Below are 17,429 nucleotides of genomic sequence, written 5' to 3' on the forward strand. Positions count from 1 at the left end.
CACGAATAAAAGCAAAACCGCCTTCCCGGGAAGGCGGTTAATTCATGTTCCACGAATAAGGCCCGGCTTAAAAGAAAAACGCGAAATAGATCACGATCGCCAGCAAAATCCGGTACACCGCAAACGGCACCAGCTTGACGCGGCCCACCAGCTTCAGGAAAAAGCGGATCGACAGCAAAGCGAACAAAAACGCGCTTATGAACCCGGCGATAAAAAAGGGCAGGGTGTCCGACGTAAAATATTGCAGGTTTTTGACCAGCGAAAGAGCGCTGGCTCCGGCCATAATCGGCACTGCCATGATGAAGGTAAAATCGGCGGCCGCCTTGTGGCTTAAGCCCAGCAGCACCCCGCCGGAAATCGTCGATCCCGAACGGGAGAAGCCCGGCCAAATCGACAAGCATTGGAAGAGGCCGATCGTAAACGCCTGCTTGTAAGTGATTTGGTCGACGGTTTCCACCTTGGCCCGCTTTGGCGCAAACCGGTCGGCCGCAATCATGAGCAAGGCCCCGACCACCAAACCGATCAATACCGTAGCCGTCGAGAACAGATGCTCATCGATAAAATCCTCAAGCAGGACGCCCAATACGCCGGCCGGAATCAGCCCGACAATGACCTGGGTTAGCTTGAGCCGCGATCCGCCGCCATGTTTAAGCTGCCGAGGCTGGTACGACCCGTCCTCCGCCACGATCATCTCGTCGGACCACGCCGAAGCGCTCCCTTTCTTTCCCATAAAACGGGACAGTCCGAGCAGTTCCATAAACCGGTTCCAGAACACGACTACCACGGCCAAAATTGAGCCGAGCTGGACCACAACTTTAAACGTGTTGGCTACGTATTTGGTACCCAGCAGTTGTTCGGTCCGCAGCCACATATCGTCCACAATGATCATATGCCCTGTCGACGAGACGGGGGCAAATTCCGTAAGTCCTTCCACCATCCCCAGAATAATTGCTTTGATCAGATGCAAAAAATCAATCATTTCAGCTTCTCCTTTGCTAGTCAATCATCCCATCCGTCATTCTACCATTCGTCCATTCTACCATTTCGCCTATGATTTCGTCCATCAGTCCGCCGGCTGCTCCGGCTGCTCCGGCGTCCGGCGGGCGCCGCCGCCCCTTCTTTTGCGCAGCCAAAACACCAGCACGGCCGCCGCGGCGACGGCAATCACTCCGTAGGCGACATGGGAATAAACGTCCATAAACGCGACGATTTTTTCCCAGTTGCCTCCCACCGCCGCGCCAACCAATACGAGGGCCACGTTCCAAATCAACGTGCCGATCGTCGTAAACAGCAGGAACAGTCCGAACTTCATTTTGGCCATTCCCGCCGGTACGGAAATCAGGCTGCGGATGAGCGGGATCATGCGGCAGAACAGCACCGTCCAGTAGCCGTAGCGGTCAAACCAGGCGTCCGCTCTGCGGATGTCCTCCTTTTTGAGGCGGAGAAAACGCCCGTAGCGGTCAACCCAGCCTTCCAGCCGGTCCACGTTAACCAGCAAGCCGATCCCGTACAGGATCACCGCCCCCAAGATCGAACCCAAGGTGGAGGCGAGGATGACCCCGGCCGGAGTCAGGCTGGTGTAAGTGGTCATAAAACCGCCGAACGTCAAAATCACTTCCGATGGAATCGGCGGAAACACATTTTCCAGGGCGATGAGCAAAAAAATACCGAAATACCCATACTGCTCCATAAAATCCGTAATCCAATTATTTTCCACGTCGTACCTCCAAACCGTTTTATCGAATCGCTTTTTTCACATTGCGCAAATAACGGGCCCGAATCAGCAGAAAATAGGCGGCTTGCGCAAGCAAAAAGCTGGCTAAAATGAAGGCCGTCTGCCAGGCCACGGAAAAGCTGAACAAGCTCTGCATCGCCTTGAACGCGAACAAGCTGTGCACGATCGCCAGCGCGATCGGCACGAAAAACAACAGGCCCACCTGTCTGGTGACGATGCCGGCCAATTCTTTTTCCGTCAGCCCCAGCTTCGCCAGCGCCCCATACTGCCGCCGGTCATACTCCAGATCGCTGTACAGCCGGAAATAAAGGAAGCTTCCCGCCGCGATGAAAAACACCGTACCGACCAGCAGGGCAAACAGCAGCAGCGCCCGGTACGTTGTCCGCTGCACCTCGTATAACGTGCCGCTTACCGTCAAGGCATAGGGCTTATCCATGTCGTAGCGCATTCTTCCGTGATCCGTCAGCTCCGCCGCTACGCCGAGCGTCGATTCCACTTTATCCACATAGAAGCCGGTAAATCGGTCGACCCGCCGCTCCCCATCCTTCGACGCCGCCTCCAGACGCTTCAGCAGTCCGTCGCTTACGACCAACCCGGAAAAGGAGCCCTCCAGATCGTTCCCCGCCCGCTCGATCAAAGATTCCGGAATCGCCACATGCCGCGTCAGTCCGCTTTCCCGGACCCGGGTGCCCGCCGCCCCTCCGGTAAACACATAGCTGGCCGGTTTTCGCTGCTCCAACAGCCGCAATTCCCGCTCCGAGCCGAGCAGCACCAGCGCTTCCCCGTCCGCGGGCTCCTTCTCGTCAAAAGCGATCCCCGCCGCCGTCACGGCCCGTTTATAACCGGAAAACGAAATCAGCGGCATCCACGCTACGGGAAAATCGGATGTCGAAGATACGACCTTGGCATAATAAATCGGCAAACTTTCCGTACGATACGCCACCCCTTTGGCGTCCAATTCGCCGCGAATCCGCCGCAGCTGGCTCTCCTCCACGCTGCTTCCCGCCTTGGCGACATATCCGATATCGGCCGGATAATCCGCCGCAAACCCGTCCGCCAGCCGGTTGATCGAGGCAAAAGTTCCTACCGCGCAAAACGCCATCGTTGCGATGATGGTGACGAGAAAAAACATCCGCGCGTTTTCCTTCATCCGGTAGGCCAGGCTCGACACCGTGACCATATTTGTTTTTTTCCAATAAAAACGCAGCCGTTTTTGCGCCGCCCTGATCAAAAAGACGCTGAGCTGCGTATAGAAAAAATACGTTCCCACGATCGTCATCGCCGTCACCGGAAGCATGCGGACCAGCACGCTCGAGGCCGTCGCCGTCGCCGCCAGCGCATATGCGCCGCCAAGCAGCCCGGCCGCGAGCAGCGATAAGGCGGCCGACGTCTGCGGCGGCCCCGCCGGCTTCATCCCGGCCTGAAACAGCTCGATCAGCCGGTGGGAGCCAAGCAGCAGCGTCGTGCAGAGCGAGATCAGCAGAAACAAGAGCAAAAACGCGGCGATCGTCAGCAGCAGGCTGGGCCAAGGAACGTGAAACGGCAGCGGAGATACGCCCAGCAGCTCGGAGCCGGCCAGCAAAAACAGCTTGGCCGTCAGCAGCCCTACGCCGATCCCGCACAATATCGAGCTTGCGCCGATCAGCATATTTTCCAGAAATACGAGCTTGCGCAGCTGCCTTTCCGTCATCCCGTGCAGCAGCATAATCCCGAAATCCCGCTTGCGGGAACGCAGAAACGAACCCACGGAATAGATCACGAAGAAAAAAGCGAACACATACATGACCACTTCCGCCGCAGCGAGCACAAGCAGCGCCGAGCTGTAGACGACCTGCCCGCGCAGGCCGGGATGAAACAGAAACAGCGCGCAGACGAAAAAAATCATCACGGAAAACGAGCTGCTCAGGAAATAAGCGGCATACGTCCGTTTGTTGCGGAGCACGTTGTTAAAGGCGAATTGACGAAAGGTCATGGCTGTCCCCTCCCAGCAGCGACAGCATGTCGATGATTTTCTGGAAAAAAGCCTGCCGGTTGTCCCCGCGGTAAATCTCGTTATACAGCTTGCCGTCTTTAATAAAAATGACCCGGTGACAGTAGCTCGCCGCCAGCGCATCATGCGTGACCATCATGATCGTCGCTTCGTACGACCCGTTCATGGCGGCGAACGCCTCCATCACGTCCCGCGACGCTTTGGAGTCGAGATTGCCCGTCGGCTCGTCGGCTAAAATCAGCGACGGCTCATGGATCAGCGCGCGGGCGATCGCCGTCCGCTGCATTTGCCCGCCCGACATCTCATAGGTACGCTTGCTTAGAACGCCTTCGATGCCGAGCCGGCGCGCCATTTCCCGCGCCTTCGCCTTCATTTCCGGGACGGGCGCCCCGTCCAGCGTTAAGGGCAAGACGATGTTTTCCTCCGCCGTCAGCGTGTCGAGCAGGTTGAAATGTTGAAAAATGAACCCGAGTTCGCGCCGCCGGAACAAAGCCGTCTGCTCCTTGTTCAACCGGTGCGGATCCTGACCGCCCAGGATCACTTCTCCCGAGGTCGGCTCGTCGATGGTGGCGATCACGTTCAACAGCGTCGTTTTGCCGCTGCCCGACGGCCCCATAATGCCGACAAATTCGCCCTTATCGATCCGGAATGTGACGCCGTCCAGCGCTTTGGTGGCGATTTTGCCTTCATATATTTTGGATAGTCCATGCACTTCCAGCACCGCCATATGGCCTTAAACTCCTTTTACTTCGGTGGGATGTCTCCATTATATAAAGACGGCCGCGCCCGGCTCCATGGCTTAATCTTACAGTTACCTTACAGGGTTGTAAGATGGAAAGATGGCGGAAAACACGATCCGCACCGTCGTTCCACGGCCGGCCCGGGACTCCAGCTCCACCCGGTGCCCCAATTTGCCGCAAATCTGTTTGACGAGGTACAGGCCCATTCCGGTGGACTCCTGGAAACTCCGTCCGTTTTCCCCGGTAAAATAGGCGTCAAACACCCGCGGCAAATCGCTCTCCGGGATGCCCACGCCTTCGTCGGCAATTTCCAGCACCGCCTCGCGCCCCTGGGCAAACCCGCGGAAGCGGATTTTGCCGTTTTCCTCGGTCGTATACCGCACGGCATTTGTTACGATTTGCGTCAGCACGAACGACAGCCATTTTTCGTCGGAAGCGATCGTTAGCTTTTCTTCCATCTCGATCACCGGAAACACTTTGCGCCGGATGAACAGACGTTTTTGCGCCGAAACGACCGACCTGACAAGCTGCTCCAAATCAAGCGTTTCGACCAGAAAATCATGCTCAAACGTGTCCAAACGGGCGGTATAAAGCACCATCTCCAAGCCTTTGCGCAGCCGGTCCACCTCGTCGCCGATCGCTACCGCTTTGGGGTCGTCGTCGTTTTGCACCATCAAATGAATCACGGACAAAGGCGTCTTCATCTGATGCACCCATTGATTGATAAAATGCCGATGTCCCTCGATTTTGCTCTGCTGTTCGCTGATTTCCGCCAAATAATAACGGTGCTGCGTTTTCAGCAGCTGCTGCAAACTGTCGGACAACGGCGAGCCCGGCTCTGCTTCGCCAAACCCGCGAATCGCCGCGCGCGGCTCCTCCAACCGGCGGTAAAACGACCGGTTCGTTACGTAGCGGAAAACGAGATAAGCGGCCAGCAAGCAAGTGCTCAGCAGCGCCGCATACAAGCTGATCGTCCAATGGCGGTAACCGTCCAGCCAGTATACGAGCGTGATTACGAGGAGCTGCAGCGCATATACCGCGATCAGCGGACGCTGCTCCCGCATAAACAGGCGCATCCCCTATTCCCCCCAGTTCGGCGCCAGCCGGTAGCCTTGGCCGCGCACGGTTCGCAGCGCATCGTCGATGCCTAACGCGGACAGCTTTTTGCGCACCCGGGTGACGTAAACGTTCAGCGTATTGTCGTCGACGAAAGCCTGGTCGTCCCATATCTTCTCTAGCAGCCGGTCGCGGCTGACCACCTGTTCGCTTTTGCTCATCAATTCATCCAATATTTTCATTTCGGTCAAACTGAGCTCCACCCGGTTCTCGCCCAGGCTGAGCTGCAGCCGGTCGCGATCCAGGCGCAACCCTGCCGCCGTGACGTGGCGTTCATTCCCGTTTCCGGCATACGTTCCGTACGCGCGGCGCAGCTGGCTTTTGATTTTGGCGATAACGATGTCGTAATCAAACGGTTTGGTGATGTAGTCGTCCCCGCCGTTTTCCAGCGCCATCACTTGATCCATTTTTCCTTCTCTCGCCGATAAAAACACGATCGGGCAGGTGGATAAGTTACGGAACTGGCGGCACCAGTAATACCCGTCATATTTCGGCAGGTTCACGTCCAGCAGCACGAGATGGGGAGCGTAGCGCTCGAACTCCTCTTTCACTGCGCCGAAATCCGTTACCGCAAAAGTGCCGTAGCCGAACTTGTGCAAATGTTGCTCCAACAAGACTACAAGCTGCTTGTCATCCTCGACGATAAATATTTTAAACATCGCTCGATTCTCCTTTTTAGCAGGACCTACTTTTGCATTGTAACAAATTCGGACTATGAAAAGAAAATAGAGAGATTCCTGCCCCCGAGGCAAAAATCTCTCTAATCTATCACAAATCTTCACCGCTCCAAAAAGGGTCCCGCCGCTTCGGTTTGAGCAGCAGTTTCAATCCGCCGCCGATCAGAACCACGGCCACAACGAGCGGGCGCAAATATTCGCGAATCCGGCTGTGCAGCCTAAGCTCGGGGAAATGGGCGTCGATCGCCGGTACGATCAGCTCCATGCCGATAAAATAAATCCCCAGCACGATCAGAACGATGCCCAGCAAATGCTGATGATTTCCCCCGGTTTCAATAAGCGGCCGGTCCTCCATCGGCAAAATGCCGTAGCGGCTCGTTTGCTGCAGGCCGTCAAAAAAACAATAAAACCAAATGATCGGAATGAGGAACAGAAATACCGACAACCTCAGTATGTCGATGATGTAGAAGCTCCCTATGAACAACACCATCATCTGCAGACCGCGTTTTTGTAGCCCCAGGTACATTTGGCCGGCGCCGGGGAAAGCGGACAGCAGCGTGGCCAGCACTTTGCTGCGGCGCCCTTCGATCCGCCCGGATTCCCAATCATCCAGCAAAGTACGGTCCACGAGTATTTCCCCGGCCAGCTTCCGGTGCACCAGCTGTACCGCATCAAACATGGCGTAGAGCCAGATGATCGGCAATAGGCCCAAAAACAGCAGAAATCCCGATTCATGAGTAACACTTGTAACGAAAATCAATACCGTAATCAATCCGAAAAAAGCGACCAGAAACGACAAGCCCCGCTGCATCAGCCCAAGCTGAAAATGCCCCAAGCCCGGTACGAACGACAGCAGAATCGTGAAAAATTTTTCCGACTCCCGGCCTTCTCCGGACATCTGCCGCATATGATCGCGATAAGCCTTCACTTCCGCCGGCTCGCGAAGCATGGAAATGAGCAGATCAAACATCGAAATCAGCCAAAGAACGACCGTCAAAACAAGGGTTACCTGCGCCAAATCCTCAGCACCGGTCATGAGCGCCACTGTAAAACCAAACAGCGATCCTCCAAAAAAGCAAACTGAATAAAAAACGCCCCTCCCCCGGTTCCCCCAATATAAATGGCCCAAGCCCGGAATAAAATTCAATAGCAAACCGAGCAGCCGGTTGCGGTCATACGACATGTGTATCCATCCTTTCTCCATATTTAAATGGTTATCGTTTCCATTTGTCAAGCCAGCCCGCGGCGGCATCCATCATCTGCCGGCTGATCGAAGCGTCCTGCGAACGGTTCAAGTCCATCATATGGTTTGCGCCGGCGGCAAGCCGGTCAAAAAAACCCCCGCTAAGCAGCAGCACAGTAACGGACGCGGCGATCGCATAATGAAACAGGGGATGCCTGCTCCAGCGTTTGGCCCGCTTATTCATGGGCGGCCGCGGCTCCGTTTCCGGCAGCGCCGCGAGCACGCTTCGCATAAACGCGCCCTCGTCCGCAGGCTTCGGCAGCTCCTGTTCGAGGGATGACAAAGCTTCCTCATAAGCGGCAAAAGCCGCCTCATCGCCAAGCAGCAGCGCCTCCATCCGCTCCGCCGTCCCGGAATCCACGTTCCCGCGAACATAATCCATCCACAGCCGGCGGTCCATTTTCTTCTCTGAGCTCATCCCCATCCCTCCCTTGTCCAATGCCGGCGTATGTACGCCCTGGCCCGGTACAGCCGCGATTCCACCGTTTTTACCGCAAGGCTCAGGTCCGCGGCAATTTGTTCATGGCTTTTTCCCTTCAAATAAAACTCCGTCACGATTTCGCGGTGTCCCTCCGGAAGCTCGGCGATTTTGCGGCGAAGCTCCAGGTTTCGTTCCGCATCCATCAATTTAAGCAAAATCTCGTCATCCTGAACGGGAAGCTTTACGGCCAGGTCGGCCGGATCCCACTGCTCTTCCTTGCGGCGGTCGCGGCGCCGCTTCAGATCGATCGCCTTGTTGACGGCGATGCGCGTCATCCAGGTTTTAAGCCCCTGGGACCGGTATTCCGGGAGAGATTTATAGATTTGCAGGAAGGTCTCCTGAGCGGCGTCCTCCGCTTCTTTGGCATCGTGCAGCACCGAATAAGTTACGCGGTAGATGTAGGTTCCATACTCCTGAACCAGCCAGCGGAACACGCTGCGATCCCCCTGCCGGAATCTTAAAATAAACGAAGCTTCGTCAATCGATCTCCCCTCCTCCCTAACAATAGACGTTGGCCGCCCGTCCTGCCCCTGCACTCTTTTTTAATTAACGTTTAAGAACGCCGATTTTCTACAATCTTATAGGTATATCCTGTGGACCCCAAAAGAATTTTCCTAAATAAACCTTATTCGTATTAGTTATTATGTAAGTTTATCTAACATAAAAACAACCCATAAAACTGAACCATTCATCCCTCCATGCTCAAATTAAAGTAAATTAGCCGTTATAACTTGAAAATACGGAGTTTAACCGCTTACTTCAAACCATAAGCAATTTGTCAAATAAAATGACATAAATCTATAATCGTTTCAAGTTAACACATTATATGTCATTTTATATTACATACTGTTAACTTGATCACACATCTTGGAGGCTGATCGAATGAAGAAATGGAATTACCGCAATTTAAAAAATTTATTGGTTGCCGGACTTGCCGTAACCGCTCTGCTGCCTAATCTGTACCTTTCTCCCGCTTCCGCCGCCGAAGCGGCCGTAAACGCCACGGCGGCAACCGAAGCGGCCAAAGAACTGCCCAAAGTTCAGGTGATCGCCACCGGCGGAACGCTCGCCGGATTATCCACGGATAAAACGAGCTTTCAGACCTATAAGGCCGGCTCGCTGCCGATCGCCGATCTGGTCGCTTCCCTCCCGAATAAAGAGCACATCGCCGAAGTCACCACTTATCAATTCGGCAATTCCGGGTCCAGCGCCTATACGATTGAGCAATTATACGATCTATCCTTAAAAGTTGACGAAGCGCTTAAAACCCAGGACGGCGTCGTCGTAACGAGCGGAACGGACACCATGGAGGAAATCGCCTATTTCCTTGATCTGACCGTACGCAGTCCGAAGCCGGTTGTCGTCACCGGATCGATGAGACCGTGGACCGTTATCGGCACGGACGCTCCAGCCAACCTGTACAACGCGATCAAGCTCGCGGCCAGCGGGAAAACGAAATATTTCGGCACCGTGCTGATGCTGAACGACGAATTCCATGCCGCCCGCGACGTGACCAAAACGAACTCCTACCGGACCGACACCTTCGTAACACCGGAGATCGGGGCGCTTGGATATATCGATGAAAACAACATCCGCGTATACCGCGCCCCCTTTCGGGCGTTGAAGCCGGCAAGCGAATGGGCCACGCCGTTTGACCTGGGCAAAATCTCCAAAGCCGATCTGGCCAAGGTCGAAATCGCCTACTCCTATCAGGATGCCGGCCCCGGGGCGATCAGCGGTTTCGTGGCGGGCGGAGCCAAAGGAATCGTCACCGCCGGAACAGGCGCCGGCGGCATTTCCAAAGCGATGAGCGATGAGCGTAAAGCCGCGATCGAAAAAGGCGTCGTATTCGTCACGACGACCCGCACCGGCTCGGGCAGCAACTACTCGAGCGGCGACGGCATCATCGCCGGCGACAACCTGAACGCGGCGCACGCCCGCATCCTGCTCTTGCTCTGCCTGTCCTTTACAAGCGACTTCGACACGGTCAAAGACTGGTTTACAACGATCGGCTACGGACAAAAATAACCGGATCATACCGCTGCAAGAGGGCGAACGCGCAGCCTGTAAAGGAGGGAATCGCTATATGCGCCGGGCAAAATCGAGCCGTCTCAAAATCATGCTGGCCGTAAGCCTCGCCGCGGCGCTGCTGCTGCCCGCGGCCGTCCATGACTCGCTCCGGACGGAACGGCAAAACCGGAAGTAAACGAAACCGCCCTGAACGCGATAAGTCGTTCGGGGCGGTCTTTTGGCTTAAACGTTCGATATCGAAATCCGGGAGCTATTTGTTAAACAGCTGCTCCGCGTTATCCAAAGCCATTGTCTGGCCGAGGGACGAGTAATCCAACCATTTTTGGCCGTCCAGCACGTAAACGTGTTTTTGCTTCACCGCTTTTAAATTTTGCCAAACCGCGTTTTTTTCCAGTTCCGCAAAATTGGCGGCCGCTTCGTTGCCGCTGCTGACGATAACAAATATCGCGTCGGCGTCAAAATCGGGCAACACCTCTTTGGAAATCACTTCATAAGGCTCATCTGCGGAAATTTTGTCCACGCCGTCCGCCATGCTTAGCCCCAGATCCTTGAACAAGATCGGACCGAGCGGTCTGGCGGTGCTCATCACGCGCAATTCCTTGGCGGTCATTCGAACGGCCATCACCTTGGCGTTTTCGCCCAGCTTGGCTTTGATCTTTTCGCTTACCCGCTGTGCTTTGGCGTCATAATCGGCGATAAAGCTCTCCGCTTCCGCCTCGCGGCCGAAGTATCCGGCAATTTGCTTTAAATGGTCGCGCCAGGTGCCCTCATCCAGATTGATGGAGATCGTAGGCGCGATTTTTTCGAACTTGGCGAGGTCCGCTCCCGAATACGTGGAATCGATGAAAATATAATCCGGTTTGCTGGCCAGCAGCGCTTCCATATCCGGGTCGGCAACGACGCCGTATTTAACCGTCCCTTCCAGCCGCTCCTTCACATGAGGCAGAAAATCCTTCACATCTCCGCCGATGACCGAACCGGCCGGTTTAATCCCCAGAGCCAGCAAATTATTGGTAATATGGATGGACATCGAAGCGATTTTGGCTGTCGCGGGATCGATGACGAGATCGGCGCCCGACGAAGACGGTCCGTCCCCTTTCGGATTTCCGCCTGTCCGATTGCCCGAACCGTTTGCGGCCGTCTGGCCCTCCGAATGCGCCGCCGATTTGGCGGCACCGCCGCAGGCCGTAAGCACCCCCATGATGAACATTAAAGCAAGCAGCACACTGAACATTTTTTTCATTTTCCAAGAAGACCTCCCGATAAATCTATTCATGTTTGGAACGAAACAGCAAATAAAGAAAATAAGGACCCCCGATCAACGAAACGACTACGCCCGCCGGAACGGATACCGGCTGAAACAACGCCCTCCCGGCCGTATCGGCGCCGGTCAGGATAATGACGCCGATCAGCGCGGCCAATGGCAGGAAATGACGATGCGCCGGACCGGCCAGCCGTTTGGCGATATGCGGGGCGATCAGGCCGATAAAGCCAATGCCGCCTACCGTGGCCACGCTGATGCAGGATAAAGCAACCGCCAGCAGCAGGAGCATCAAACGCTTGGGCGTCAGCTTCGTGCCGACGCCGACCGCCAGTTCGTCTCCAAGCCCAAACGCGTCCAGCGTACGGGAGTGGAAATAGACGATCGGCGTCAGAATGACGATCCAGGGCAGTAAGGTCCAGACATGCACCCACTCCCTCCCCCAGACGCTTCCCGCCAGCCAGCGCGCCGTAAACGTATAGGTCGTTTCATCCAGATGAAGCGACAACATCAGCGTTAGAGCGCTGAGCCCCGCGCCGATGCATATTCCTACCAATATCAAGCGGATCGGAACGATGCCGCGGTGCCGGTCATAAGCAAACGCAAAAATGATCAGCGCGGCGATCAGACCGCCGGCGAAGGTGAACAGCGGAATAAGCAAGGATACAGGACCTTCCATCGTCCGAAAAAAAGAAACGAACACGATCAAACCAAACGCCGCGCCGGAATGAATGCCGAGGAGCCCGGGATCGGCCAGCGCATTGCGCGATATCCCCTGCAGAACGGCCCCCGCCACGCTCAAACCCGCTCCTGCCAGGATCGTGATGATGATTCGCGGCAGCCTGTAATCGAAGAGAATCAAATTTTCTTCCGCCGTGCCGTTTCCGGACAGCGTCCGAATCACCGCCACGGGCGACAAGCGGATCGTTCCGGTATTGATGCTGATCAGCACCACCGCGGCCGCGATTCCAAGCAAAACGATGCCCGCCGCCACAGCGCGCCGCAAACGGTTTGCCGCCATTTACAGCTCCCTCCTTTCCTGCCGGGCAAGGTATAAAAAGAAAGGAACGCCAACTAGAGCTACGAGAATCCCGATCGCCAGCTCGCGCGGCGGATTGATCATCCGGGCTCCGAAATCGGCCCACAGCAGCAGCACCGGCCCCAGCAAAGCCGATAACCCGATAATGTTGCGGTAGTTCACGCCAACCAGCTTTCTGACGATATGCGGAACCGCCAGGCCGACAAAGCTGATCGATCCCGCCACGGATACGGCGGAGCCGGCCAGGATGACGACCGCCGCCATGCCGAGCAGCCGGATTCTTCCCGTCTTCACGCCCAAGCTGGATGCGGATTCTTCACCCAACGCCAAAAAAGACAGGGGTTTGCCTAACGCAACCGATCCAAGCAGCGTTAAGAGGATGACCGGCGTAAGCACCCGAAGATGCTCCCAAGTTATGCCACCCACGCCTCCGGCGTACCAGAAGGCGAGATCTTGGTTAAGGTCAAAGTAAATGGCGATGCCGCTGCTGACCGAACTAAGAATCGAGGCCATCACCGTCCCCGCAACCGTCAGGTGCAGCGAGGTCATGCCACCGGCGGACAAAGAAGCCAGCGCCGTAATGATCAGGCAGGCTGCGGCGGCTCCTGCAAAGGACAACAGCATAAGGCCGCTATAAGAAATCCCCGGCCAAAAGGCAAAGCTTAACGCCACTACGCAAGCCGCCCCTGCGTTGATCCCCAAAATTCCCGTGTCCGCCAGCGGATTGCGGGTAATTCCCTGCATCAGGGCGCCGGCCACCGCCAAAGCCGAGCCTACCAGCGCCGCTCCAAAAACCCGGGGCAGCCGTAAATCGTGGATGATTTGATGCGTGGTCACGGCGGGATCATAATGAAAAATGGCCGAATATACCGTGCCCAGCGTCATTTCTTTAGCCCCATATGATATGGCTAGGAACATCGTAACGAGCAATATCAATACAGCAGCCAGATACCAAAAACTTATGCGCATTACGTTTCCTGGTATTTTCATGTCAAAACCGAATCTTACCCTTTCCCGAGTTTAAAGTTCGAACTGCAGATGCTTAAGCGTAAATCCATGTACATGTACATGCACACGTAATGATAATGATTATCATGATCAATTATAGCTTGGCTGTCCGGTGACGACAAGCCATTTATTTTTTAGCATCTCACTACAGCAATGCCGGGTAGTTCCGATTGCTCCCTTATCCGCAGTAGAGTAATATAATAGCGAGGTGATCAGTCATGCAAACAATGCTCGCACTTGGGGGAATCATGATGTTTACCGCCGTGGCCCTCGGCGCGTTCGGCGCTCATGCCTTGAAAAATATACTGACCGAGGAACGGCAGAAGACGTACCAAACAGGTGTTCAGTACCATATCGCCCACGGTTTGGGGCTGGTGCTGCTGGGGCTTGCCGCCGCCCAGTCCGCGCACGCTTCGCAGATCGTCCTGGCTGGCTGGTTTCTGTTTGCCGGAATCGTGTTATTCTCCGGCAGTCTGTATGCCTTAAGCCTGACAGGCATCCGCAAGCTCGGCGCGATCACACCGCTCGGCGGCGTCTGCTTCCTGGCGGGGTGGGCCATTTTCGTGGCGGCGGCGATTCAGGGATAAGCCCAGCAATCGGGAGGTAACAAAGCGCACGAAAAACCGCCGGAGAAATTCACTCCGGCGGTCCTTATACGTGCAAGCTCATGCATTTCGGTGGGAAGGGGATGGCGGTAAAACTTTGCCGCCAGAAATAGCGGTAATTTGTGTCGTTATTGTTGGGATTCTAACTCCTTCGCGCAAAATAGCGGATTTTTTAGGCCCTATTTGGAAACTAACCCTAGAAAAAGTGCCTTTTGAACTTAGTCTTTCTAAAGTAGCGGTAAAAAATTCCCCTAATTCTGCTGTACTCCCTTTTTGTCAAATATAACGCCCATTTTTACCGCTATTTCAGCGACCTCCCCAAAAACGCAGGCAGCGCGCCCCTCTCCCCAGCTGAAATTTTATAAATTCTTCACCTATTCAAACACGTTCAACCGCACCCGCAAAAAATTGTAGATCTCTTCGGCGATATTGGCCCGGCAGCAGGATTCAAGTCCCTCAAATCCCGGGGAGGAATTGGCTTCGCAAATTTTGTAATGGTCTCCGTCGAACAGCAGGTCGATACCGGCAATGTCAAGGTTTAGCAGCCTTGCGGTCTCCAGCGCCAGCCACTCGATTTCCGGGTTGATTTCAAACGGCTCGACCGACCCGCCGCGGGAATAGTTCGCCTTAAAGCTGTCGTTGCCGGACATCCGCTTCATCGCCGCAACGACGCGCCCGCCGATCGTCAGTACGCGCAGGTCCATTCCCCGGCTGGACTCGACGAATTCCTGCAGGATCATCGTGGCATTTTCTTTATAAGCGTTGATCATTTCCAGCAAATCGATGAATTTCGATTTCGTTTCCGCCAAAAACACGCCGCTCCCCTGCGAGCCGGAAATCGTCTTGACGACAACCGGAAAACCTAAATGCTTTTCGACCAGGTCCACATCCACTTTCGAGCGGATCAGCATCGTTTTCGGGACGGGTAAATTGTATTCGGCTAAGATTTGCAGGGTGAAAAGCTTGTCTTTGACCGTGTCGATGCTTTGCGACGAATTAAACGTGCGCACCCCCAGCCGCTCCAAGTGGCGGATCAGCGCCAACGCGAAATAATTCGTTCCCGCGCCCATCCTCGGCAGCACGAAATCGGGCAGCTGCAGCACTTCCCCGCCCACCATCACGCTTTTGCGATCGTCCCGGGTCACGATCAATTCGAACTGTTCCGGAGTAAACACCCGCACATTGACCCCTTGCTTTTCAGCCTCTTCCATCAGCCGTTTTATTTCATAGGTTTCCGGCTTTACATCATTGGCGGAGCTTTTGTAAATGATCCAGCCTTGCATACGAACGACCTCCAGTTAAATTTACAATCTCCCGATTCCATCATACGATGATAGATAGTTACTAGTATGTTTTTAAATCAAGATTCATGTAAAATGCAAAAAAAGACCCCCGCTTTCTTCCGAAAGCGAGGGTCTCTTCTTCCTTTGTTATCGCATGCCGCCGCGAAACCGCTGCGTGTAGGCTCTTGCGTCCTCCGCCGTCCGAACGCGGTTGCGGCTCCATTCAAGCAGGATACGGTCAATGTAACGGAAATGCACTTTCCCAGCAAACACGGCTTCCTTCAAAGCCAGCAAAATGAGCTCTTCCGGATATTGATCCTGGTCCACCCAGCCGGAGATCGTTTCGCATTCCATCGGAGACAACGGGCGGGCAAATTCTTTCTCGAAAATGACGAACAGATTGCGCTCCTGGCCTTCCGGCGGCTCGGCCCCGAGCTCTCCCCAAAGCAGGTCCCTTTCCAAGGAGCTTTGCCTTTCCGCGAGAAATTGGCCCAGCCGCTCGTACATCCCCGATAAATTGTAGCGCTCCGCCTGAACTCCCGTAATCTCATCGACCGTTTCATCGATGCTGATCCAGCCTTCCTTCAGCAGGCGGCGCAAAACGGCGGCAAGCCCTCCGGGGGCGATATCCAGCCGCCGCTCCAATTGCTCCATCGAAGGAAAATCGTTTTGTTCGGCCTGCTGGAACGCCAGCAATTGGATCAGCAGCATCGCTTCCGTATCGCTTAAATGAAGATCGCGGTAATGGACCAGCAGCGGATAAGGCACAGTCACGGATCCGCTGCGCATCCCCAAAGCGATGCCCTTCATCAGCGATTTTTTACTATCGGCCATCGCCCTTGTCCCACCTTCCTCTTCCGCCGTCCGTTACGGATACAAACGATACAGCATACGCGGGAACGGAATCGTCTCCCGCACATGGTCAAGTCCGCAAATCCAGGCGACGGTGCGTTCGAGGCCAAGCCCGAATCCGGAGTGCGGCACCGAGCCGTACTTCCGCAAATCCAGGTACCACTGATAGGTTTCCGGAGACAGGTTATGCTCCCGGAACCGATCCTCCATCAATTCCGGATCGTCGATCCGCTGGGAGCCCCCGATGATTTCGCCGTATCCTTCCGGCGCGATCATATCGGCGCACAGCACCACTTCCGGCCGGTTCGGGTCCGGTTTCATGTAAAACGCCTTGATCGCCGCCGGATAATGCGTAATAAACACCGGCTTGTCGTAACGTTCCGCAATCGCCGTTTCGTGCGGCGCTCCGAAATCCTCGCCCCAAGGAATATCGAAGCCCTGCGTATGCAAATATTCAATCGCTTCATCGTAGGTAATCCGCGGGAACGGAGCTTGGATGTTCTCCAGTTTGGAGATATCGCGTTCCAATGTCTCCAGTTCGGCGCGGCAGTTTGCCAGCACCGACCGGACGACATGGGTAACGAAATTCTCCTGGATTACCAGGCTTTCTTCATGATCCGTAAACGCCATTTCCGGTTCAATCATCCAAAATTCGATCAAGTGGCGCCGCGTTTTCGATTTCTCGGCCCGGAACGTCGGACCGAAAGAGTACACTTTGCCCAGCGCCATGGCGGCCGCTTCCATGTAAAGCTGTCCGCTTTGCGTCAGATAGGCGTCTTCATCGAAATATTTGGTATGGAACAGGTTGGTTGTGCCTTCCGCGGAGGTCGGCGTTAAAATCGGAGGATCTACCAATGTAAATCCGTTTTGGTCAAAAAACTGCTGCACGGCGCGGATGATCTCCGCGCGGATGACCATGATCGCCCGCTGTTTGCTGGAACGGAGCCATAAATGACGATGGTCCATCAAGAAATCGACGCCATGTTCCTTTGGCGTTATCGGATAGTCTTCGGTCAAATGAATGATTTCCAGGCCCGTTACCGTCATTTCGTAACCGGACTTGCTGCGCGGCTCCTCGCGAATCACGCCCGTCACGTACAGCGAGGATTCCTGGGTTAAGCTTTTGGCGGCGTTCCAGGTTTCCTCGGACACTTCGTTTTTCACGACGACCGCCTGGATGTATCCCGTACCGTCCCGCAGCTGCAGAAACTGGATTTTTCCGCTGGAGCGTTTATTGTTCAGCCAACTGCCGATGACGACGGTCTCTCCGACATGCTCATTCACTTGACGAATCACGGTTTTGATCGCCATGTCTTTATCTCTCCTCTAACGTCGCAATATGGATATTTAACTTATACTCCTTTGTAT

At 55.0% G+C, this 17,429-nt stretch carries 17 protein-coding genes; 2 read left to right on the forward strand and 15 right to left on the reverse strand.

Annotation, left to right across the window (positions count from 1 at the left end):
• Window positions 1-67: 67 nt before the first annotated feature.
• From NYE69_RS22300 to NYE69_RS22340, 9 genes are all read right to left on the reverse strand, one after another.
• Window positions 68-979, reverse strand: a complete 912-nt coding sequence (locus tag NYE69_RS22300) for an undecaprenyl-diphosphate phosphatase (protein ID WP_445744786.1) — start codon at window positions 977-979, stop codon at window positions 68-70.
• An 84-nt stretch (window positions 980-1,063) separates the two neighbouring features.
• Window positions 1,064-1,690, reverse strand: coding sequence for a DedA family protein (locus tag NYE69_RS22305; protein ID WP_340930488.1), 627 nt, complete (start codon window positions 1,688-1,690; stop codon window positions 1,064-1,066).
• Window positions 1,691-1,736: 46 nt separating this feature from the next.
• Window positions 1,737-3,707 carry an ABC transporter permease gene (locus NYE69_RS22310; RefSeq protein ID WP_340927997.1) on the reverse strand — a complete coding sequence of 657 codons (1,971 nt, stop codon included), beginning with the start codon at window positions 3,705-3,707 and terminating at the stop codon, window positions 1,737-1,739.
• On the reverse strand, window positions 3,682-4,452 hold the full coding sequence (locus tag NYE69_RS22315; protein ID WP_326043567.1) for an ABC transporter ATP-binding protein: 771 nt from the start codon (window positions 4,450-4,452) through the stop codon (window positions 3,682-3,684). Before NYE69_RS22315 ends, NYE69_RS22310 begins: the two co-directional genes overlap by 26 nt.
• Before the next feature lie 84 nt (window positions 4,453-4,536).
• The gene (locus NYE69_RS22320; protein WP_326043566.1) at window positions 4,537-5,541 is read right to left on the reverse strand and encodes a HAMP domain-containing histidine kinase; all 1,005 of its coding nucleotides are present in this window, start codon (window positions 5,539-5,541) and stop codon (window positions 4,537-4,539) included.
• Between the two features lie 3 nt (window positions 5,542-5,544).
• Window positions 5,545-6,240, reverse strand: coding sequence for a response regulator transcription factor (locus NYE69_RS22325; protein ID WP_340927998.1), 696 nt, complete (start codon window positions 6,238-6,240; stop codon window positions 5,545-5,547).
• A 109-nt stretch (window positions 6,241-6,349) separates the two neighbouring features.
• Window positions 6,350-7,441, reverse strand: a complete 1,092-nt coding sequence (locus tag NYE69_RS22330) for a hypothetical protein (protein WP_340927999.1) — start codon at window positions 7,439-7,441, stop codon at window positions 6,350-6,352.
• Between the two features lie 31 nt (window positions 7,442-7,472).
• Window positions 7,473-7,919 carry a hypothetical protein gene (locus NYE69_RS22335; protein WP_340928000.1) on the reverse strand — a complete coding sequence of 149 codons (447 nt, stop codon included), beginning with the start codon at window positions 7,917-7,919 and terminating at the stop codon, window positions 7,473-7,475.
• Entirely contained in the window at window positions 7,916-8,416 is a 501-nt protein-coding gene (locus tag NYE69_RS22340) for an RNA polymerase sigma factor (RefSeq protein ID WP_340928001.1), read from the reverse strand. The genes NYE69_RS22335 and NYE69_RS22340 overlap by 4 nt, the downstream gene beginning before the upstream one ends.
• A 448-nt stretch (window positions 8,417-8,864) precedes the next feature.
• Here NYE69_RS22340 and NYE69_RS22345 point away from each other — a divergent pair, with 448 nt between their 5' ends.
• Entirely contained in the window at window positions 8,865-10,010 is a 1,146-nt protein-coding gene (locus tag NYE69_RS22345) for an asparaginase (RefSeq protein ID WP_340928002.1), read from the forward strand.
• A gap of 253 nt (window positions 10,011-10,263) precedes the next feature.
• Here NYE69_RS22345 and NYE69_RS22350 read toward each other — a convergent pair whose 3' ends face one another.
• The 3 genes from NYE69_RS22350 to NYE69_RS22360 are packed head-to-tail and all read right to left on the reverse strand — an operon-like array spanning window position 10,264 to window position 13,282.
• The gene (locus tag NYE69_RS22350; RefSeq protein ID WP_340928003.1) at window positions 10,264-11,256 is read right to left on the reverse strand and encodes an iron-hydroxamate ABC transporter substrate-binding protein; all 993 of its coding nucleotides are present in this window, start codon (window positions 11,254-11,256) and stop codon (window positions 10,264-10,266) included.
• A gap of 25 nt (window positions 11,257-11,281) precedes the next feature.
• On the reverse strand, window positions 11,282-12,295 hold the full coding sequence (locus tag NYE69_RS22355; protein WP_340928004.1) for a FecCD family ABC transporter permease: 1,014 nt from the start codon (window positions 12,293-12,295) through the stop codon (window positions 11,282-11,284).
• The gene (locus NYE69_RS22360) at window positions 12,296-13,282 is read right to left on the reverse strand and encodes a FecCD family ABC transporter permease (protein WP_445744787.1); all 987 of its coding nucleotides are present in this window, start codon (window positions 13,280-13,282) and stop codon (window positions 12,296-12,298) included.
• A gap of 257 nt (window positions 13,283-13,539) precedes the next feature.
• On the opposite strand from NYE69_RS22360, the gene NYE69_RS22365 reads away from it, so the two are divergent.
• Window positions 13,540-13,908 carry a DUF423 domain-containing protein gene (locus NYE69_RS22365; protein ID WP_340928006.1) on the forward strand — a complete coding sequence of 123 codons (369 nt, stop codon included), beginning with the start codon at window positions 13,540-13,542 and terminating at the stop codon, window positions 13,906-13,908.
• Between the two features lie 392 nt (window positions 13,909-14,300).
• Here the strand turns inward: NYE69_RS22365 and NYE69_RS22370 are convergent, their stop codons facing one another.
• The 3 genes from NYE69_RS22370 to asnS form a co-directional block, all read right to left on the reverse strand.
• The gene (locus tag NYE69_RS22370) at window positions 14,301-15,209 is read right to left on the reverse strand and encodes an ATP-grasp domain-containing protein (protein WP_036622036.1); all 909 of its coding nucleotides are present in this window, start codon (window positions 15,207-15,209) and stop codon (window positions 14,301-14,303) included.
• A 147-nt stretch (window positions 15,210-15,356) separates the two neighbouring features.
• Window positions 15,357-16,043 carry a DnaD domain-containing protein gene (locus NYE69_RS22375; protein ID WP_340928007.1) on the reverse strand — a complete coding sequence of 229 codons (687 nt, stop codon included), beginning with the start codon at window positions 16,041-16,043 and terminating at the stop codon, window positions 15,357-15,359.
• Window positions 16,044-16,076: 33 nt separating this feature from the next.
• Complete coding sequence (gene asnS, locus NYE69_RS22380; RefSeq protein ID WP_340928008.1) at window positions 16,077-17,372, reverse strand: asparagine--tRNA ligase; 1,296 nt, start codon at window positions 17,370-17,372, stop codon at window positions 16,077-16,079.
• Window positions 17,373-17,429 lie beyond the last annotated feature (57 nt).

Source organism: Paenibacillus sp. FSL R5-0527, assembly GCF_038008055.1.
GTDB classification, from domain to species: domain Bacteria; phylum Bacillota; class Bacilli; order Paenibacillales; family Paenibacillaceae; genus Fontibacillus; species Fontibacillus macerans.